We start from the raw sequence: 19,383 nt of genomic DNA, 5'->3' as shown, positions 1-19,383 counted from the left end.
TGGTGGGCGTAGCTCAGTTGGTAGAGCACGGGATTGTGACTCCCGTTGTCGTGGGTTCGATCCCCATCGTCCACCCCATATTTCGAAAGGCGCCAGATTTAACAGTCTGGCGCCTTTTTTGTTTCAGTGGTTTGAGTATTGGCGGCTGCAGGTTGTGGTTCATCGTATTTATGTTGCTCGATGATGCTCGATTTGCCCGCCGATCCCCTTCGCGGGGGCGACTGTCAGGGATGTATTGCCGAATCCTTCTATATATAGAAGGATGGGGGCAGAGCCCTGGCATGACTGGCTGTATTTGCTAACAAGGCGAGGCACAACCGTTTGTCCCCGCCTATAAATTGCCTGCTGCTTTTTTACCCGTTTTCAGTAGGGTGACTTCTTGAGTTTGACCCACTAGAATGCATGCCCTTGATTCTGGGGTCGGAAACGGCCGGCTAACGTCTGTGCAACGAGGAATATCCATGCAAGTTTCTGTTGAAAATACTACTGCTCTTGAGCGCCGCATGAGCGTCACCGTGCCGGCTGAGCGCATCGAGAGCCAGGTCAACAAGCGTCTGCAGCAGACCGCCCAAAAGGCCAAGATTGCTGGCTTCCGTCCAGGCAAAGTGCCAATGAGCGAAATCAAGCGCCGTTTCGGTGCTGACGCTCGCCAGGAAGCTGTAGGCGACGTGATCCAGTCTTCTTTCTACGAAGCTGTGGTTGAGCAGAAGCTGAACCCGGCTGGTCAGCCTTCGATCGAGCCTAAATCCCTGGAAGCAGGCAAGGACCTGGAATACGTCGCTACTTTCGAAGTATTCCCTGAGTTCACCGTTGCCGGTTTCGAAGGCATCACTGTCGAGCGCCTGAGCGCTGACGTGGCAGACGCCGATCTGGACAAGATGCTGGAAATCCTGCGCAAGCAGAACACTCGTTTCGAAGTTGCCGATCGCGCTGCCCAGAACGAAGATCAACTGAACATCGATTTCGTCGGCAAAGTCGACGGTGAAGTGTTCGCTGGCGGTTCCGCCAAAGGCACCCAGCTGGTACTGGGTTCCGGTCGCATGATTCCTGGCTTCGAAGACGGTCTGGTTGGCGCTAAAGCCGGCGAAGAGCGCGTTCTGAACCTGACCTTCCCTGAGGACTATCAGAACCTCGACCTGGCAGGCAAAGCCGCTGAGTTCACTGTAACCGTGAACACCGTTTCCGAGCCTAAACTGCCAGAGCTGACCGAAGAATTCTTCGCTCAATTCGGCATCAAGGAAACCGGTCTGGAAGGCTTCCGCACCGAAGTTCGCAAAAACATGGAGCGCGAACTGCGTCAGGCGATCAAATCCAAGGTCAAGAATCAGGTTATGGACGGTCTGCTGGCCACCAACCCGATCGAAGTGCCAAAGGCTCTGCTGTCCAATGAAGTTGACCGTCTGCGCGTGCAGGCTGTTCAGCAGTTCGGCGGCAACATCAAGCCTGACCAACTGCCGGCCGAGCTGTTCGAAGAGCAAGCCAAGCGCCGTGTTGTGCTGGGTCTGATCGTGGCTGAAGTGGTCAAGCAATTCGACCTCAAGCCTGATGAAGCCCGCGTTCGCGAGATGATCCAGGAAATGGCTTCGGCTTATCAGGAGCCTGAGCAAGTTGTGTCTTGGTACTACAAGAATGACCAGCAACTGAACGAAGTTCGTTCGGTTGTGCTGGAAGAGCAAGTTGTGGATACTGTTCTGCAGAAAGCTAGCGTGACCGACAAATCGGTCTCTTACGAAGAAGCGGTCAAGCCGGTAGAAGCTCCACAAGCCGACTGATTGTTTTTGCGGTAAGAAGCACACACCATAAGCCAGCTCTCGAGCTGGCTTATGCGTATTCAAGACATAACTATTTGGGAGTGACTGCAGAGCATGTTCCGTAATTCGTATATTCAGCAGAACTCTGATATCCAGGCCGCAGGCGGCCTGGTCCCGATGGTTGTCGAGCAATCTGCTCGTGGCGAACGCGCCTATGACATCTACTCGCGCCTTCTCAAGGAACGAGTGATCTTTCTGGTTGGTCCGGTAGAGGACTACATGGCCAACCTGATCTGTGCGCAACTGCTGTTCCTTGAAGCGGAAAACCCGGACAAGGACATCCATCTCTATATCAACTCGCCGGGCGGTTCGGTGACGGCAGGCATGTCGATCTATGACACCATGCAGTTCATCAAGCCAAACGTGTCGACCACCTGTATTGGTCAAGCGTGCAGCATGGGCGCGTTTCTACTGACGGCCGGTGCCCAGGGCAAGCGTTATTGCCTGCCGAACTCGCGTGTGATGATTCACCAGCCACTGGGTGGTTTCCAGGGCCAGGCCTCGGATATCGAAATCCATGCCAAGGAAATCCTCTTCATTCGTGAGCGTCTCAACACGCTGATGGCCAAGCATAGCGGGCGCACGCTTGAAGAAATCGAGCGCGATACCAACCGCGATAATTTCATGAGTGCAGAAGCCGCGCGTGAATACGGGTTGATCGATGAAGTGATCAATCAGCGCCCCGCTTAAATTAAGCAGCTCAAAATAAGGTGGGTCGGCAGGTCCGATCACCTGCGGGCTTGAAAAAGCCCGCAATAGCCTTCATCTTGTGTTGCAAGCCTATCGGATTTGGATCGAACGAATGACTGACACCCGCAACGGCGAGGACAACGGCAAGCTGCTCTATTGCTCCTTCTGTGGCAAAAGCCAGCATGAAGTACGCAAATTGATTGCCGGCCCCTCGGTCTTTATCTGCGACGAGTGCGTCGACCTGTGCAATGACATCATCCGTGAGGAGGTGCAGGAAGCCCAGGCCGAAAGCAGCGCGCATAAATTGCCTTCGCCTAAAGAAATCAGCGGCATCCTTGATCAGTACGTGATTGGTCAGGAGCGTGCGAAAAAGGTTCTGGCCGTAGCGGTGTACAACCACTACAAGCGTTTGAACCAGCGTGACAAAAAAAATGACGACGTCGAACTCGGCAAAAGCAACATCTTGCTGATCGGCCCGACAGGCTCGGGTAAAACCCTGCTTGCCGAAACACTGGCCCGCTTGCTGAACGTTCCGTTCACCATCGCCGACGCAACCACCCTCACCGAGGCGGGTTATGTCGGTGAAGATGTCGAGAACATCATTCAGAAGCTGCTGCAGAAGTGCGATTACGATGTAGAAAAAGCCCAGATGGGCATCGTCTATATCGATGAAATTGACAAGATCTCGCGCAAGTCTGACAACCCGTCGATCACCCGGGACGTTTCCGGTGAAGGCGTGCAACAGGCCCTGCTCAAGTTGATCGAAGGTACGGTTGCCTCTGTTCCGCCTCAGGGCGGTCGCAAGCATCCGCAGCAGGAATTCCTTCAGGTCGACACCCGTAACATCCTGTTCATCTGCGGTGGTGCGTTCTCTGGTCTGGAAAAGGTTATTCAAAACCGTTCCACCAAGGGTGGCATTGGTTTCAACGCGGAAGTGCGCAGCAAGGAAGAAGGCAAGAAAGTCGGTGAATCCCTGCGTGAAGTCGAGCCTGACGATCTGGTCAAGTTCGGTCTGATCCCGGAGTTTGTCGGTCGTCTGCCGGTGCTTGCCACGCTGGACGAGCTTGATGAGGCTGCGTTGATGCAGATTCTCACCGAGCCGAAAAATGCACTGACCAAGCAGTATGCCAAGCTGTTCGAGATGGAAGGCGTAGACCTGGAGTTCCGGGCTGACGCGCTGAAATCGGTCGCCAAACGTGCCCTGGAACGCAAAACCGGTGCCCGTGGTCTGCGTTCGATTCTCGAAGGTGTATTGCTCGACACTATGTATGAAATCCCCTCGCAGTCCGAGGTGAGTAAAGTAGTGATCGATGAAAGCGTTATAGAAGGCAAGTCCAAGCCACTGTATATCTACGAAAACAGTGAGCCGACTGCCAAGGCAGCGCCGGACGCCTGAGCGTCACACTGCTGAAATAAAGAAGGGGCCTTCGGGCCCCTTTGTTATTGTGGGAGCTGGCTTGTCGGATCGCCGCCCGCTGCGAAGGCGACAGGGCCACCGAACCTGATTTTTTTGGACCATGCAGGCGCTAACGTAAGCAGCGATCTTTAAAGTGGTTTTTTTATCCGCTTGTTTTTTTTGAAAACAGCCCCCATCTTGGTTTCAAGCTTACTTCCATCTGTTTACGGCCTTATGGCCGCCGTAGAGGCGAAATCATGAAGACAACCATCGAATTGCCTCTCCTGCCATTGCGTGATGTCGTGGTTTATCCGCACATGGTAATCCCGCTGTTCGTGGGGCGCGAGAAATCCATCGAAGCCCTCGAGGCTGCGATGACGGGCGACAAGCAGATCCTTCTGCTGGCTCAGCGAAATCCTGCTGATGACGATCCCGGTGAAGAAGCACTTTATCGCGTAGGTACCATCGCTACTGTTCTGCAGCTGCTCAAGCTGCCTGACGGCACAGTCAAGGTTCTTGTCGAGGGCGAGCAGCGGGGCGCCGTGGAGCGCTTCAGCGAAGTCGACGGCCACTGCCGCGCCGAAGTCTCGCTGATCGACGAAGCGGACGCGCCTGAGCGCGAGTCGGAAGTGTTCGTCCGCAGCCTGTTGGCTCAATTCGAACAATATGTGCAGCTGGGCAAGAAAGTCCCCGCTGAAGTCCTGTCGTCGCTTAACAGCATCGACGAGCCAGGCCGCTTGGTCGATACCATGGCCGCGCACATGGCCCTGAAAATCGAGCAGAAGCAGGAAATTCTCGAAATCATCGATTTGTCCGCCCGGGTCGAGCACGTACTGGCGTTGCTGGATGCCGAGATCGATCTGCTGCAAGTCGAAAAACGCATTCGCGGCCGCGTTAAAAAGCAAATGGAGCGCAGCCAGCGCGAGTACTACTTGAATGAGCAGATGAAGGCCATTCAGAAAGAGCTGGGCGACAGCGACGAAGGCCACAACGAAATCGAGGAGCTGAAAAAGCGTATCGATGCCGCCGGCCTACCGAAAGACGCATTAGCCAAGGCTCAGGCCGAACTGAACAAGCTCAAGCAAATGTCGCCCATGTCCGCGGAAGCGACGGTGGTGCGTTCGTACATCGACTGGCTGGTTCAAGTGCCTTGGAAGGCCCAGAGCAAAGTGCGCCTGGACCTTGCCCGTGCCGAAGACATTCTCGATGCAGACCACTACGGTCTGGAGGAAGTCAAAGAGCGGATTCTCGAATACCTCGCCGTGCAGAAGCGGGTGAAGAAGATACGTGGTCCGGTGTTGTGCCTGGTCGGTCCTCCGGGGGTGGGTAAAACTTCCCTGGCGGAGTCGATTGCCCATGCCACCAACCGAAAATTCGTGCGCATGGCCCTCGGCGGTGTGCGCGATGAAGCTGAAATTCGCGGTCATCGCCGGACTTACATCGGTTCGATGCCAGGAAGATTGATTCAAAAGATGACAAAGGTGGGGGTCCGCAACCCGCTGTTCCTGCTCGATGAAATCGACAAAATGGGCAGTGACATGCGTGGCGATCCGGCATCGGCGTTGCTGGAAGTACTTGATCCCGAGCAGAACCACAACTTCAACGATCACTATCTGGAGGTCGATTACGACCTGTCTGATGTGATGTTCCTGTGCACCTCCAACTCCATGAACATCCCGCCTGCGCTGCTGGACCGGATGGAAGTGATTCGTCTGCCGGGCTACACCGAAGACGAGAAGATCAACATCGCTGTCAAATATCTTTCGCCGAAGCAGATTGCGGCCAACGGTCTGAAGAAAGGCGAGCTGGAATTCGACGCCGAAGCGATCCGCGACATCATCCGCTACTACACCCGCGAAGCTGGTGTACGTGGGCTGGAGCGCCAGATTGCCAAGGTCTGCCGCAAGGCAGTCAAAGAGCATGCAATGGAAAAACGCTTCTCGGTGAAAGTCACTGCCGACATGCTCGAACACTTCCTGGGCGTGCGCAAATTCCGTTACGGTCTGGCTGAATCGCAAGATCAGATCGGCCAGGTTACAGGCTTGGCATGGACGCAGGTCGGCGGCGAGTTGTTGACCATTGAAGCCGCGGTCGTGCCGGGCAAAGGCCAGCTGATCAAAACCGGTTCTCTGGGTGACGTGATGGTCGAGTCGATCACTGCAGCACTGACCGTTGTTCGCAGTCGTGCGAAGAGCCTGGGGATTCCCCTGGACTTCCATGAGAAGCGCGACACTCACATTCATATGCCGGAAGGGGCAACGCCCAAAGATGGCCCTAGCGCCGGTGTGGGCATGTGCACGGCCCTGGTCTCTGCATTGACTGGCATTCCTGTGCGCGCAGATGTTGCCATGACCGGCGAAATTACCTTGCGTGGTCAGGTGCTGGCGATTGGTGGTTTGAAAGAAAAACTGCTGGCTGCTCACCGTGGCGGAATCAAGACAGTGATCATTCCTGAAGAGAACGTGCGCGATTTGAAGGAAATTCCTGACAATATCAAGCAAGATCTACAGATTAAACCCGTTAAATGGATTGACGAGGTCCTGCAAATTGCGCTGCAATACGCGCCGGAGCCCTTGCCGGATGTGGTTCCGGAGATCGTTGCAAAGGATGAAAAACGCGAGACTGACTCTAAGGAAAGAATTAGCACGCATTAGTACGCATTTGCCTGGGGGGCTTGTTGACAGTTTTTTAGAGCCCTTGTTATAAAGCGGCTCTTAAGTGTCTGTAGGCCATTCAGCACTCGTTTTTTTGCTTTCACCAAAAACTTAGAATCAAACTCAAATAGATATAAGGGGACTTAGAGTGAACAAGTCGGAACTGATTGATGCTATCGCTGCATCCGCTGATATCCCGAAAGCTGCTGCTGGCCGTGCGCTGGACGCTGTAATCGAATCCGTCACTGGCGCTCTCAAGGCTGGCGACTCTGTTGTTCTGGTTGGTTTCGGTACCTTCTCCGTAACCGATCGTCCAGCTCGCATTGGTCGTAACCCACAGACTGGCAAGACGCTGGAAATCGCCGCCGCCAAAAAACCAGGTTTCAAAGCCGGTAAAGCACTGAAAGAAGCTGTCAACTAAGTTCGATTCAGGTTTTTGCCTATCCGGGTCGGGGTCATTCCTGACTTGGCAGCGGAGCGGTAGTTCAGTCGGTTAGAATACCGGCCTGTCACGCCGGGGGTCGCGGGTTCGAGTCCCGTCCGCTCCGCCAGTTACGAGAAGGCGCATCCTCGGATGCGCCTTTCTTCTATCCGGATTCTACCCACGCTCCACGGTTGCCTAATTTTGAAGTTCAACCGTTTCTGGGGGACGCATGCTGCAGAATATCAGGGACAATTCACAAGGCTGGATTGCCAAGACCATTATCGGGATCATCGTTGTACTGATGGCTTTCACCGGTATCGAGGCCATTTTCCAGGCGACGACCAACAGCCAGGACGCGGCCAAGGTCAATGGTGAAGAAATCAGTCAAAACGAGCTGAATCAGGCGGTTGATATGCAACGCCGTCAGCTCATGCAACAGCTTGGCAAGGATTTCGATGCTTCCTTGCTCGATGAAAAAATGCTGCGCGAGTCGGCCCTCAAAGGCCTGATCGATCGCAAACTGCTGCTGCAAGGCGCGGAAAAATCGAAATTCGCTTTCTCCGAAGCGGCTTTGGATCAGGTGATCCTGCAAACGCCTGAATTCCAGGTGGATGGCAAGTTCAACGCCGATCGCTTCGATCAGGTGATCCGTCAACTGGGCTATAGCCGTATGCAATTTCGCCAGATGCTGGCTCAGGAGATGCTGATCGGTCAGCTTCGCGCTGGCTTGGCCGGTAGCGGTTTTGTCACCGATGCACAGGTTCTGGCCTTCGCCCGTCTGGAAAAACAGACCCGCGATTTCGCCACCTTGAACGTCAAGGCGGATCCTGCGGCGGTGAAACTGACTGACGAAGAAGTCAAAGCCTACTACGACGAACACGCCAAGGAATTCATGACGCCGGATCAGGTGGTCATCGACTACCTCGAATTGAAGAAGGCCTCTTTCTTTGATCTGGTCAGCGTCAAGGACGAAGACCTGCAAGCGGCGTATCAGAAAGAAATCGCGAACCTGTCGGAGCAACGCCGGGCTGCGCATATTCTGGTCGAAGTGAACGATAAAGTGACCGAGGCGCAAGCCAAGGCCAAAATCGAAGAAGTGCAGGCGCGTCTGGCCAAAGGCGAGAAATTCGAGGCTCTGGCCAAGGAGTTCTCCCAGGATCCTGGTTCGGCGAACAATGGCGGTGACCTCGGTTATGCCGGTCCAGGCGTCTACGATCCAGCGTTCGAAAAAGCCCTGTATTCATTGGCCAAGGATCAGGTTTCGGAGCCGGTTCGTACTGACTTCGGTTTTCACCTGATCAAGCTGCTGGGCGTTGAAGCCCCTGAAGTCCCGACGTTTGCCAGCCTGAAAGACAAGCTGACCCGCGAGCTCAAGACCCAGCAGGTCGAGCAGCGTTTCGTCGAGGCGACCAAGCAATTGGAAGACTCGTCGTTCGAAGCCTCCGATCTGGCCCAGCCAGCACAAGACCTGAAGCTGACTGTCCTCACATCCGCACCATTCGGCCGGGAAGGTGGCGAAGGTATTGCGGCCAACCGTGCCGTAGTGACCGCTGCGTTCAGTCCTGAAGTACTGGATGAAGGTGCCAACAGCACCGCCATCGAGCTGGACCCCGAAACGGTGATCGTGCTGCGCGTCAAGGAACACCGCAAGCCTGAGCAACTGCCGCTGGAAAGCGTGGCTGCCAGCATCCGTGCGCAGTTGACCAAGGAGCATGCCAGTGCTGCCGCCAAGACCAAGGCTGATCAACTGATCGTCAGCCTGCGCGATGGCAAGACTGCATTGGACCAGGCGATCGAAGGCCAGAGCTGGAAAGTGACTCAAGCTGCGACTCGCGCTCAGGAAGGGATCGACCCAACCGTGCTGCAAGCGCTGTTCCGCATGCCCAAGCCTGTCTCCAAAGACAAGCCGACTTTCAGCAGCGTGACCTTGGCCGATGGTAGCCTGGTGATCGTGCGTCTGAATGCCGTGAACGAAGCTGCGGCGCCGACCGAAGAAGAGAAGGTCCAGTACCGTCGCTTCCTCGCCTCGCGCATTGGCCAGCAAGACTTCGCGGCTTACCGCAAGCTGTTGGAAAGCGAGGCTGAGATCAAGCGTTTCTGATGCTTGGCTGAGTTTCCTGCCACATGAAAAAACCCTGGCCTGACAGCCGGGGTTTTTTTATGGGCGAGGATCAAAGGGTCGCAGACTGCGATTCTTGACCTCCGTGCGAACGGGACTTTTTCCTGTCAATGACAGTCAGTAGACTTGTAACTGTTTCAAGACACTAAACGGTGCGACGCTAAGCATCGATCTGTTGCACAATACGACCCGAACCGTTTGCCTCAGGATGTTCAATGTTTAGATCAATTCCCATGCGGGTTGTGGGGCTGGCCGTGGTGCTGGCCGCCGCTGCCGGTTGTTCATCAAAGAAAGCCGCCATCTACGAGCATGAGAACTTCGACGATTCCGGAACGTTTTCGCGCAATTACCCGGTGACCGATAAGCAAACCTGCGAGGCCGCCCGTCGGGCTTTGCTCAGCCAGGGTTACATCATCACCAGTAGCGATCCGAAGCTAGTCAGCGGTCACAAGAGTTTCCAGCAGACTGGCGATACCCACATGGAGATCAGCTTCAACGTGGTCTGTGCCGATGATGGCAGCGAGGGGCACCACTCGACCATGTTTGCTAACGCCCTGCAGGACCGTTATGCGCTGAAAAAGACCAACAACTCCGCCAGCCTCGGTGTCGGTGTGCTGGGCTCGGTATCGATGCCGATCGGCTCGTCCGACGACTCGATGGTCAAGGTCGCCAGTGAAACCGTGTCTTCGGCCAAGTTCTACGAGCGTTTCTTTGCCCTGGTCGAATTGTTCCTGCCGCCGGAAGCGAAGAAGGCGGCGCACATTACCGAGAAACCGAAGACTGATCTGGGCGTCCCTGAAGTCAAGGCAGCGCCGGCTCAGTCGGCACCGACCCCAGCGGCAGAACCGGCGCCTGCTCCTGCTCCTGCGCCGGCAGCTGAACCTGCTCCAGTGCCGGCAACTGAACCTGCACCTGCCGAAACCACTCCAGCCAGTTCAGAGCCTGTTGTGCCACCTGCTGAAACGGCGCCGATTACCCCGGTGCAAAGCAGCGACCCGACTTCGTCCATCGAAACAGTGGCTCCACCGGCGGATTCAAGCAACCTGCCAGCACCGACCGAGCCAATTTTGGCCCTGCCTGTCTCCGGCCAGTAAAGGGCTGATGTTACGGGTCGGGTCAGACGACGCCGATCCGGTAACAGTTCCAAGATTGATCCACATCAAATCGAGCTGTATTCCTACCGCTCGTATCGAAAAAATCCTGTGATAAATTCCTGACCACCTGCTACGTTTTATTGAGAGCGCCCTGGTGTCATGCCCGTGTCATTTTTCTTTCATGCGGGCACTTTATGCTCAGGGCACTGGTCATTTATTCAGACGATTTTTTCAGCAAGCGATGGGGGTTTAATAATGGACGATTATCAAGAAGAACTGCTCGAATACCAGGCGTACGAACTGGACCCGCTGGAGCCGGCCGAAGACGCTACCGAGCTTTAGAGGACGTTCTCAATGAGTGTCCCCGCCGCGCCGGGTCTGCTGTTGTGCAGGACAGGCGTGAGAAGCGTGCACGCCCCCTAACCTTACGCGGACTGGCGATGACTGCGACGAAACTCGCCGGGGGTCTGGCCGTTCCAGCGTTTGAAAGCCCGTTGAAAGGCTTCCGCTGAGGCAAAACCCAGCAGGTAGGCGATTTCCCCGAACGCCAGTTCGGTGTCGCGGATGTAAGTCATGGCGAGGTCGCGGCGTGTGTCGTTGAGAATGGCGCGAAATTGCGTGCCTTCCTCGGCGAGTTTGCGACGCAAGGTCCAGGTCGGCAGCTTCAGGCGTGCCGCCACTTCTTCCAGGTCGGGTTCCCGACCCCCATTGAGCAACGGCCCCAGTAGCTGAGTGATGCGTTCGCGCAGGCTGCGGGTGCGTGTCAGTTGTTCCAGTTCCCGTTCACACAGTTGCAGCAGGTGCCGCCAGGTACTGGGGCAGTGCTGCGGATTTCGCTGGGCCAGGCTGTCCAGGTTCAGGCGCAGTTGATTCTGTTCGGCGCCAAACTGAATCGGACAATTCCCCAATACGGCGTAGGCCTCGCGGTAATCCGGTGCTTCAAACTCGATCTCGATCCGTTCAGCATGCAGCGGGGCAGGGCTTACGCTGGACAATTGATGCAACCAGCCGGCGATGATCGAATCCACCACGAAGCGGTTATAGGCGTTGTAGGGGGTGATCGAATAGAACCGCAACCAGGCGCCGTGGGCGTCTTCATGAAAGCTCGATTGGCCGCGATAGTTGGAGCCGTACAACGCTTCGAAACGAATCAGGCAGCGCGCTGCTTCTCGCACGGTGGGAGCCTGTGCGGCGGTGACTCCGGCCAGGCCAGCCTGGCTCAGGCGGCTGAGCTGGCCCATGCGCAAACCCAGTGCCGGGTCGTCAGTCAGCTGGATGGCCCCGTGACCCAGGCGCATGTAGCGGGGGATCGAGAGACGGGCGCCGGCCTCGGCCAGTCGCGCGGCGTCGAGGCCGTACTGTTCGAGCAGCGGTTGAGGGTCCAGTCCATGGCTGCGCACGGCGTCAGCCAGGCTATGGACGAAGCCTACCGACAAATCCCCGAGGCGCATCGGTTGTGGTTTCATCGCCTACAGCCAAAGGTTCAGCAAACGTGCGCCCCGGGCATTGCCGTCGGCAAAATGCTGCCCGTTGCTGCTGAGGAAGCTTTGACCGGCGCTGCCCTTGTCCCAGAACTGACCACGCAGGAACACGCTCATGCCGGCGATGGTCTGGCTGCCGGACGGTTGGGCAATCAGCGTCAACCGATGCCAGGCCTGAGCTTCACTGAGTTCGCCAGCCTTGAGGCTGACAGCGCTCGGTGCGGGCTGGCCTTTGTAACCGGGCCATGGTTGATCCCAGGACCCGCGCCCGACGACGAACGCCGGGACCGCTACCAGTTGGGCACTTTGATTGTCGAGTTTGCGATAGTTGTCCGGATACCAACTGTCACTGCCGATCAGCACGCCCAAGCGTCCGGCCGGTGTTTCGACGACGTTGATCGTGTGCTCGGAATTGGCTTCGACAGTGCCGTGCCCAGCGAAAGTCGGGTGCATTTGCCGCTGCGGCTGGCCGATCGGCAAACCGTCGCGACCGAACACGACGCTGCTGTTGTACAGGGCTCCGCGACCAATCTTCAGGGTGCCGTCGCTGACACTCGGTTCGGGTAGCACGATGGAACCGGCCACCAGGGTCACGTTGAATTCTTTCGCCAGGCCGCCGAACAGCGCCTGGTAATTCCTGGCCATTTTCCTGGCTTTCATCCGCAGGTGCGCGTCGTCGAGACGGTTGCCGCCCTCGGCACTGATCAGGGCGCGGAGGAACTGCAACGGGTTGCTCACCGCCAGCCAGTTCATCGCTTCCTTGAGCGTGGTGGCCTGGTACAACTCATCTTTTTCGCCACTGATCATCAGCCAGGTACCGATATGTTCGGGCAGTACGACGATGGTCTTTTCATTGAGCAAGCCCTGATCCTGAGCCTTCTGCAAGTAAGCCGCGAGCTTGCGGTGCAAGCGCTCGGGGCTTTGGTAGTCGGTGGGGAACAGCTCGGGCTGGATACCCAACAGGTTGCCGCGATTGGCGGGAGTGCCCTGATCGACCGCGAGACTGATGCGCAAATCAGACAGGTAATGACCCATCGGACGATCCGCGGCCCACATGGCGTAGGTCGTGAAGGCGGCGATCAACGCCATGGGGAGGGTCAGGTACAAAAATTTGCGCATGGGGAAACAGTCAGCGGCCGTGTACAGGGTTCGCGACTAGGGTAGGGCCCATGCCCGCGCTTGCCAAGGGGCGCTGCACATTTGGATCAATAAGTTGTCAGTTACGGTCATTGAGTGACAGCGGTGCGACTCTTAGTCTGTCGAACATGACTGATGGGAGCCGCAGAGTTCCTGCATTTTTTCCGTGATCGCTCGTTGTGGAGTTACCGATGGCCGCCGCTCATTACCCGCACCTGTTGGCCCCGCTGGACCTGGGTTTTACCACGTTGCGCAACCGCACCTTGATGGGCTCGATGCACACCGGCCTTGAGGAAAAGCCCGGCGGCTTCGAGCGTATGGCCGCCTACTTCGCCGAGCGTGCCCGTGGCGGCGTTGGCCTGATGGTCACCGGCGGTATCGGCCCGAACGATGAGGGCGGGGTTTACTCCGGCGCGGCCAAGCTGACCACCGAGGAAGAGGCGCTCAAGCACCGGATCGTCACCCGCGCGGTGCACGAGGCGGGCGGCAAGATCTGCATGCAGATTCTTCATGCCGGGCGTTATGCCTACAGCCCCAAACAAGTGGCTCCAAGCGCGATCCAGGCGCCGATCAATCCGTTCAAGCCTAAAGAGCTGGACGAGGAAGGCATCGAGAAACAGATCGGCGATTTCGTCACTTGCTCGACCCTGGCACAGAAAGCCGAGTATGACGGCGTCGAGATCATGGGCTCCGAAGGTTATTTCATTAATCAGTTTCTCGCGGCTCACACCAACCATCGCACTGACCGCTGGGGCGGCGCTTACGAAAACCGCATGCGCCTGCCGGTGGAAATCGTCCGTCGGGTGCGCGAAGCGGTCGGCCCGAATTTCATCATTATCTTCCGCCTGTCGATGCTCGACCTGGTGGAAGGGGGCAGCAGCTGGGAAGAGATCGTGCAATTGGCCAAGGCGATCGAGCAGGCCGGTGCGACGATCATCAACACCGGTATCGGCTGGCACGAAGCGCGGATTCCGACCATCGCCACCAAAGTGCCGCGTGCGGCGTTCAGCAAGGTCACGGCCAAACTGCGCGGTTCAGTGAACATTCCGCTGATCACCACCAACCGCATCAACACCCCGGAAGTCGCTGAACAGATCCTGGCCGACGGCGATGCCGACATGGTGTCCATGGCCAGGCCGTTCCTCGCCGACCCGGATTTCGTCAACAAAGCCGCGGCCGGTCGTGGCGATGAAATCAACACCTGCATCGGCTGCAACCAGGCATGCCTGGATCACACTTTTGGCGGCAAGTTGACCAGTTGCCTGGTGAACCCGCGGGCTTGTCATGAAACCGAACTCAATTATCTGCCGGTGCAGCAGATCAAGAAAATCGCTGTGGTCGGGGCCGGTCCCGCCGGTTTGTCTGCCGCCACTGTGGCCGCCGAACGTGGTCATCAGGTGACGTTATTCGATTCGGCCTGCGAAATCGGCGGCCAGTTCAACATCGCCAAGCGTGTGCCGGGCAAGGAAGAATTCTTCGAAACCCTGCGCTATTTCAACCGCAAGTTGCAGACCACCAACGTCGAGCTGTGCCTGAATACCCGTGTGGATGTGGCGAAGCTGGTCGAGGGCGGTTACGACGAGATCATCCTGGCGACCGGCATTGCGCCTCGGGTGCCGGCGATTCCGGGCGTCGAGCACACCAAGGTGCTGAGCTACCTGGACGTGATCCTGGAGCGCAAACCGGTGGGCAAACGCGTCGCGGTGATCGGCGCTGGCGGTATCGGTTTCGACGTGTCGGAGTTCCTTGTGCATCAGGGCGTGGCCACCAGTCAGGACCGGGAAGCGTTCTGGAAAGAGTGGGGCATCGACACACACCTTGAAGCGCGCGGCGGTGTTGCGGGGATCAAGGCTGAGCCCCATGCGCCGGCCCGTGAAGTGTTCCTGTTGCAACGCAAGACATCCAAGGTCGGCGACGGCTTGGGCAAAACCACTGGCTGGATTCACCGCACCGGCCTCAAGAACAAGCAGGTGCAGATGCTCAACAGCGTCGAGTACCTGAAGATCGACGATGAAGGCCTGCACATCCGCATCGGTGAAAGCGGCGAACCGCAGGTGCTGGCGGTGGATAACATCGTCATCTGCGCCGGGCAGGATCCATTGCGTGAATTGCAGGAAGGCCTGGTTGCGGCCGGGCAGAATGTGCATTTGATCGGTGGCGCGGATGTGGCGGCGGAGCTGGATGCCAAACGCGCGATCAATCAGGGTTCGCGGTTGGCGGCTGAGTTGTAATGGCGTAGGCAGGCTTAGCTTGCCAATGGCCTTCGCGGGCAAGCCTCGCTCCTACAGGTTTCGAGTTAAAGCACCATGGGGTGAGCAGCCTGAAACTTGTAGGAGCGAGGCTTGCCCGCGAAGGCGTCCTGTCTGCTGCTAAGATGCCGGCTCTTTACATCGAGCCGGCATCAATGCTTTCCCCACCAGACTGGCTACCCCAAGCCCCCCTCGAGCCCCTTCACCTCGATTGGCTCACCACTGCCGGCATCGACGTCGCGATCTTGCGTCTGGACCGGATCGACCCGCTGATCAGCGGCAACAAGTGGTTCAAACTCATTGAACACCTCAAAGCCGCCGACCGGGCGGGTGCCCAAGGCATCATCAGCCTGGGCGGGGCCCATTCCAACCATCTCCATGCATTGGCCGCAGCGGGCAAACGCTTCGGTTTCACCACGGTCGGCCTGCTGCGTGGGCATCCGCATGACACTGCGACGGTAAAGGACTTGCAGGCATTCGGCATGCACTTGCACTGGTTGGGTTATGGCGGTTATCGCGCACGCCATGAACCGGGCTTCTGGCAGCCTTGGCGGGAGCAATACCTCCAGCTGCATCCAGTGCCGGAAGGTGGCGGCGGTTTGCCTGGGGCGAAGGGCTGCAGGCGGCTCAAGGAGATGGCCTGCGAGCAACTGAGTGCTTTGGGCTGGAGCCATTACGACGGCTGGTGGCTGGCCTGTGGAACGGGCACCACTCTGGCCGGCCTGGTGCAGGCCGAGGCGGGCGAACATCCAGTGTATGGCGCACTGGCGGTGCCTGACGATCATGGTGTGGCGCAGCAGGTCGAATCGATTCTGCACGAGGCGCAATTGTTGACGACGGCTTATGAATTGTTCGACGCCAGCCGTGGTGGTTTTGCCAAAGTCGATCCGCTGTTACTTGAGTTCATCGCGCAAACTGAACAGGCCAGTGGCATTCCTCTCGAGCCGCTGTACACCGGCAAAGCGCTGCTGGCGCTCAAGCAACAAATCGAGGCCGGTAAATTTGCCCGGGGCACGCGCCTGATCTTCATCCACACCGGCGGCTTGCAGGGGCGCCGGGGGTTCAGTTGACACACCTTTGTGGTGAGGGGGCCTGAGACCGACGGGCTGTTCAATGCTCTGAATCACAAAAAAGCGCCAGTTCCGTCAAAGGAGCTGGCGCTTTTTTGTGAGCAGAGCGATGCAATCAATTGGTTTGCGGCATCTCGCCGTTGGCCAGGCGCTTGTTGATGTCGGCAATTACCTGGGGCAAGTCGGTGATGGTGTCGATCATGTAGTGTGGCCGCGAGCCTTCGAACATCGCGTGAATGCGCTTGCGTTCGCTGGCCAGTTTATCGCTGCCCAGGGCGCGATAGCCTTCGTAGTCCAGGCCCAGCGCGTTGCCGGAACAGATCAACGCCACGGTCCACATGCCGGCGCGGCGCCCTTCGAGAATGCCCGGCACCGTGTCGTCGATCTTCACGCAGGCCGCGACGTCGTCGATGCCCAGGGCGATCACGTTGGCCAGTGCCTGAGCCGGCCAAGGGCGACCGTTGGGCACTTCGTCGGTGGCGACTACGTGATCGGCGACATAGCCGTTGGTGGCGGCCAGTTCGACGACTTTGTCCATGACCTGTTTCGGGTAGCCGGAGCATGAACCGATCTTGATCCCTTGCTGACGCAGGTTGGCGATGGTGTCCAGGGCGCCGGGAATCAGGGCCGAGTGTTCGGCGATTTTTTCGATCTGCAGCGGCATGAAGCGTTGATAGATGGCGGTGACGTCATCGTCGGTCGGGGTACGACCGAACACATTGCGGTAACGCTCGGCGACTTGCGGTTGATCGCACAGGGTACGAATGTGGTCCCACTTGCCCATGCCCATCGGCCCGCGAGCTTCTTCGATAGAGACCTGCACGTCGAACTCGGCAAAGGCTTCAACAAAAATCTGCGTCGGGGCGAAGGAACCGAAGTCGACCACGGTGCCGGCCCAGTCGAGGATGGCGGCCTGGAGTTTGGTTGGGTTGGTGTAGTTCATGTAAATGATCCCGTGTAGGAGCGAGGCTTGCCCGCGAAGAACGATAATTCGGTTTAACTGACGGACCGTGTCGTCTGCATTCGCGGGCAAGCCTCGCTCCTACAGAGGACGGTGGTGTGGTTTAGATGTCGATGACTTCCATCTCGCGCAGCACCTCGGCGACCGCCGCCACTGCGGCGTGCATTTCGGCCTGGTTGACGTGGCCGATGCAGCCGACGCGGAAGGTTTCGACCTGGGTCAGTTTGCCGGGGTAGAGGATGAAACCCTTGGCCTTGACCCGCTCGTAGAATTCCTTGAACTGATAGCGCGGGTCTTTCGGCGCGTGGAAGGTAACGATGATCGGTGCCTGGATCGCGGCGGGCAGGAAGCTGCGCAGCCCTAATCTGGCCATGTCCTCGAGCAGCACCTGGCAGTTATTGGCGTAGCGCTGATGCCGAGCGGGCAAGCCGCCTTCTTCGTTGTATTGCAGCAGCGCTTCGTGCAGTGCAGCGACCACGTGGGTCGGCGGGGTGAAGCGCCATTGGCCGGTCTTGGCCATGTAGGTGTGCTGGTCGAACAAGTCCATCGCCAGTGAATGCGAATTGCCAGCGGCACTGGCCAGCGCTTCTTTGCGAGCAAAAACGAAGCCCATCCCCGGGACGCCTTCCAGGCATTTGCCCGAGGCAGCGATCAATGCGTCGAACGGCACATCTTGGGCGTCAATCGGCAGGGCGCCAAACGAGCTCATGGCGTCGATGATCAGGCGTTTGCCGTGTTGCTCGATGACGTGGGCGATGTCCGCCAGCGGATTGAGAATGCCGGTGCTGGTTTCGCAGTGAATCAGCGCAACGTGGGTGATGCTGGCATCGGCACGCAGCAGGCGGTCGACGTCGGCGGCGGTGGTCGGTTCGTCTTCGGCGGTTTCGAACGTGCTGAACGAACGGCCGAGCACTTCGCAGATTTTCGCCAGGCGTTTGCCGTAGGCGCCGTTGATCAGCACCAGAACCTTACCGTCGCGAGGCACCAATGTGCCGATGGCCGCTTCGACCGCGAACGTGCCGCTGCCTTGCAACGGCACACAGTGATGGCTGTCAGCGCCGTTGATGATCGCCAGCAATTGTTCACAGAGGCTGGCAGTCAATTGATTGAAGCGGTCATCCCATGACCCCCAGTCGACCATCATTGCCTGACGGGTGCGGCTCGATGTGGTCAATGGGCCGGGGGTGAGCAGGATGGGCTCGGCAGTACTCATTCTTGTGTCCTCGCAAAAGCTCAGTGGGATGAAGCTACGGGACATAAATTGCAATTCGGTGAGCTATCAATCAAATTGTTTGTTGTTATGCCAGCCATCAGTGAGGGTTATTCATGAATCTGTTCCAGCTGCGCGCCTTCGATGCCGTGGCCCGCGAAGGCAGCTTCACTCGCGCCGCCGAGCGCCTGTTTATCAGCCAACCGGCCGTCACCGGGCACATCAAGGCGCTGGAGGAGCACTACCAGATCACCTTGTTGCGCCGCACCGCGCGGCGCGTCGAGTTGACGGAGGAGGGCACCAAACTGGCGGCCATCACCCGTGCGATGTTTGGGCTGGCCGAAGAGGCCCAAGTGATGCTGGAAGCCAACCGGCAGTTGCTCACCGGGCGCCTGGAAGTGGCGGCGGATGGGCCGCACATGGTCATGCCGATGCTTGCCAGTCTGCGTGCGCGTTATCCGGGGATCACCGTGAACCTGCGGTTGGGCAATGCCCAGGAAACATTGGCGGCGTTGCTGTCCGAGCATGCCGACGTGGCGGTGCTGACCGAGGTCGAGCCGCGCAAGGGGCTGCACTTGCAAGCGCTGAGCGAGTCGAGGATTTGTGCGTTGGTGCCCGCAGGTCATCCGTGGTCGCAGAAATCGAAAGGAGTGCCGCTCAAGGATCTGGACCAGGTGATCATGGTCTTGCGTGAACCGGGTTCGATTACCCGACGCACATTCGACGATGCCTGCGCTCAGGCCAAGGTCAATCCACGGGTGTTGCTGGAGCTGGACAGCCGCGAGGCGGTGACCGAGGCCGTAGCCGCCGAACTGGGCGTGGGGATTGTGTCGTCGGTGGAAGTCAGCCATGACCCGCGAGTGGCGGCAGTACCGATAATTGGCGAAGGTCTGATCAATCGGCACATGATCGGGTGCATGGAGCGGCGGCGGGATTTGCGGTTGATACAGGCGTTTTTCGGGTTGGCGCCTGGCAGATAGACCGGGGCGCGGCTATCGCGGGCAAGCCACGTTCCCACAGGTTTTGTGTCGTGAAGATTTGCCGCCAGCATAAATTCTGTGGCTTGCCCGCGAAGAGGCCGCACCTG

At 58.0% G+C, this 19,383-nt stretch carries 14 protein-coding genes and 2 tRNA genes; 12 read left to right on the top strand and 4 right to left on the bottom strand.

Annotation, left to right across the window (positions count from 1 at the left end):
* Nucleotides 1-2: 2 nt before the first annotated feature.
* From BZL43_RS06945 to BZL43_RS06905, 9 genes are all read left to right on the top strand, one after another.
* Nucleotides 3-78: transfer RNA gene (locus BZL43_RS06945), tRNA-His, on the top strand.
* A 383-nt stretch (nucleotides 79-461) separates the two neighbouring features.
* The gene (tig, locus tag BZL43_RS06940) at nucleotides 462-1,772 is read left to right on the top strand and encodes a trigger factor (RefSeq protein ID WP_095631616.1); all 1,311 of its coding nucleotides are present in this window, start codon (nucleotides 462-464) and stop codon (nucleotides 1,770-1,772) included.
* 93 nt (nucleotides 1,773-1,865) lie between these two features.
* Nucleotides 1,866-2,501, top strand: a complete 636-nt coding sequence (gene clpP, locus BZL43_RS06935; protein WP_007901795.1) for an ATP-dependent Clp endopeptidase proteolytic subunit ClpP — start codon at nucleotides 1,866-1,868, stop codon at nucleotides 2,499-2,501.
* A 112-nt stretch (nucleotides 2,502-2,613) separates the two neighbouring features.
* On the top strand, nucleotides 2,614-3,897 hold the full coding sequence (gene clpX / locus BZL43_RS06930) for an ATP-dependent Clp protease ATP-binding subunit ClpX (protein WP_007901798.1): 1,284 nt from the start codon (nucleotides 2,614-2,616) through the stop codon (nucleotides 3,895-3,897).
* Between the two features lie 257 nt (nucleotides 3,898-4,154).
* Nucleotides 4,155-6,551: an endopeptidase La gene (gene lon / locus BZL43_RS06925; RefSeq protein WP_095631615.1), complete on the top strand. Its 2,397-nt coding sequence runs from the start codon at nucleotides 4,155-4,157 to the stop codon at nucleotides 6,549-6,551.
* A 148-nt stretch (nucleotides 6,552-6,699) separates the two neighbouring features.
* Nucleotides 6,700-6,972, top strand: coding sequence for an HU family DNA-binding protein (locus BZL43_RS06920; protein ID WP_002552737.1), 273 nt, complete (start codon nucleotides 6,700-6,702; stop codon nucleotides 6,970-6,972).
* Nucleotides 6,973-7,025: 53 nt separating this feature from the next.
* Nucleotides 7,026-7,102: transfer RNA gene (locus BZL43_RS06915), tRNA-Asp, on the top strand.
* Nucleotides 7,103-7,204: 102 nt separating this feature from the next.
* Nucleotides 7,205-9,076: a SurA N-terminal domain-containing protein gene (locus BZL43_RS06910; protein ID WP_095631614.1), complete on the top strand. Its 1,872-nt coding sequence runs from the start codon at nucleotides 7,205-7,207 to the stop codon at nucleotides 9,074-9,076.
* A gap of 233 nt (nucleotides 9,077-9,309) precedes the next feature.
* Nucleotides 9,310-10,188, top strand: a complete 879-nt coding sequence (locus BZL43_RS06905; RefSeq protein WP_095631613.1) for a DUF2242 domain-containing protein — start codon at nucleotides 9,310-9,312, stop codon at nucleotides 10,186-10,188.
* A gap of 425 nt (nucleotides 10,189-10,613) precedes the next feature.
* Here BZL43_RS06905 and BZL43_RS06895 read toward each other — a convergent pair whose 3' ends face one another.
* Entirely contained in the window at nucleotides 10,614-11,654 is a 1,041-nt protein-coding gene (locus BZL43_RS06895; protein WP_095631611.1) for an AraC family transcriptional regulator, read from the bottom strand.
* Between the two features lie 3 nt (nucleotides 11,655-11,657).
* On the bottom strand, nucleotides 11,658-12,788 hold the full coding sequence (locus tag BZL43_RS06890; protein WP_095631610.1) for a nitrilase-related carbon-nitrogen hydrolase: 1,131 nt from the start codon (nucleotides 12,786-12,788) through the stop codon (nucleotides 11,658-11,660).
* Nucleotides 12,789-12,997: 209 nt separating this feature from the next.
* Between BZL43_RS06890 and BZL43_RS06885 the strand changes: the two genes are divergently transcribed.
* Together BZL43_RS06885 and BZL43_RS06880 are read left to right on the top strand one after the other, a co-directional pair.
* Nucleotides 12,998-15,037, top strand: coding sequence for an FAD-dependent oxidoreductase (locus tag BZL43_RS06885; RefSeq protein ID WP_095631609.1), 2,040 nt, complete (start codon nucleotides 12,998-13,000; stop codon nucleotides 15,035-15,037).
* Between the two features lie 173 nt (nucleotides 15,038-15,210).
* Nucleotides 15,211-16,125 (top strand): 1-aminocyclopropane-1-carboxylate deaminase/D-cysteine desulfhydrase, encoded by a 915-nt coding sequence (locus BZL43_RS06880; protein ID WP_095631608.1) that lies wholly within the window; start codon nucleotides 15,211-15,213, stop codon nucleotides 16,123-16,125.
* 115 nt (nucleotides 16,126-16,240) lie between these two features.
* Here BZL43_RS06880 and phnX read toward each other — a convergent pair whose 3' ends face one another.
* Together phnX and BZL43_RS06870 are read right to left on the bottom strand one after the other, a co-directional pair.
* A complete protein-coding gene (gene phnX, locus BZL43_RS06875; protein WP_095631607.1) occupies nucleotides 16,241-17,068 on the bottom strand; it encodes a phosphonoacetaldehyde hydrolase in 828 nt (275 codons plus the stop codon).
* Nucleotides 17,069-17,189: 121 nt separating this feature from the next.
* Nucleotides 17,190-18,299, bottom strand: coding sequence for a 2-aminoethylphosphonate--pyruvate transaminase (locus tag BZL43_RS06870; protein WP_095631606.1), 1,110 nt, complete (start codon nucleotides 18,297-18,299; stop codon nucleotides 17,190-17,192).
* 113 nt (nucleotides 18,300-18,412) lie between these two features.
* Between BZL43_RS06870 and BZL43_RS06865 the strand changes: the two genes are divergently transcribed.
* Nucleotides 18,413-19,276: a LysR substrate-binding domain-containing protein gene (locus BZL43_RS06865; protein ID WP_095631605.1), complete on the top strand. Its 864-nt coding sequence runs from the start codon at nucleotides 18,413-18,415 to the stop codon at nucleotides 19,274-19,276.
* Nucleotides 19,277-19,383: the final 107 nt, after the last annotated feature.

The organism is Pseudomonas sp. PICF141 (assembly GCF_002286815.1).
GTDB lineage: Bacteria > Pseudomonadota > Gammaproteobacteria > Pseudomonadales > Pseudomonadaceae > Aquipseudomonas.
The sequence above is the reverse complement of the archived record's forward strand: the minus strand, read 5'-3'. Positions and strand labels throughout refer to the sequence as shown.

What these genes read in the sequence shown, in the direction of transcription:
- tig (WP_095631616.1), top strand. Translation starts at nt 462, where the DNA reads ATGCAAGTTTCTGTTGAAAATACTACTGCTCTTGAGCGCCGCATGAGC.
- clpP (WP_007901795.1), top strand. Translation starts at nt 1,866, where the DNA reads ATGTTCCGTAATTCGTATATTCAGCAGAACTCTGATATCCAGGCCGCA.
- clpX (WP_007901798.1), top strand. Translation starts at nt 2,614, where the DNA reads ATGACTGACACCCGCAACGGCGAGGACAACGGCAAGCTGCTCTATTGC.
- lon (WP_095631615.1), top strand. Translation starts at nt 4,155, where the DNA reads ATGAAGACAACCATCGAATTGCCTCTCCTGCCATTGCGTGATGTCGTG.
- BZL43_RS06910 (WP_095631614.1), top strand. Translation starts at nt 7,205, where the DNA reads ATGCTGCAGAATATCAGGGACAATTCACAAGGCTGGATTGCCAAGACC.
- BZL43_RS06905 (WP_095631613.1), top strand. Translation starts at nt 9,310, where the DNA reads ATGTTTAGATCAATTCCCATGCGGGTTGTGGGGCTGGCCGTGGTGCTG.
- BZL43_RS06895 (WP_095631611.1), bottom strand. Translation starts at nt 11,654, where the DNA reads ATGAAACCACAACCGATGCGCCTCGGGGATTTGTCGGTAGGCTTCGTC.
- BZL43_RS06890 (WP_095631610.1), bottom strand. Translation starts at nt 12,788, where the DNA reads ATGCGCAAATTTTTGTACCTGACCCTCCCCATGGCGTTGATCGCCGCC.
- BZL43_RS06885 (WP_095631609.1), top strand. Translation starts at nt 12,998, where the DNA reads ATGGCCGCCGCTCATTACCCGCACCTGTTGGCCCCGCTGGACCTGGGT.
- BZL43_RS06880 (WP_095631608.1), top strand. Translation starts at nt 15,211, where the DNA reads ATGCTTTCCCCACCAGACTGGCTACCCCAAGCCCCCCTCGAGCCCCTT.
- phnX (WP_095631607.1), bottom strand. Translation starts at nt 17,068, where the DNA reads ATGAACTACACCAACCCAACCAAACTCCAGGCCGCCATCCTCGACTGG.
- BZL43_RS06870 (WP_095631606.1), bottom strand. Translation starts at nt 18,299, where the DNA reads ATGAGTACTGCCGAGCCCATCCTGCTCACCCCCGGCCCATTGACCACA.
- BZL43_RS06865 (WP_095631605.1), top strand. Translation starts at nt 18,413, where the DNA reads ATGAATCTGTTCCAGCTGCGCGCCTTCGATGCCGTGGCCCGCGAAGGC.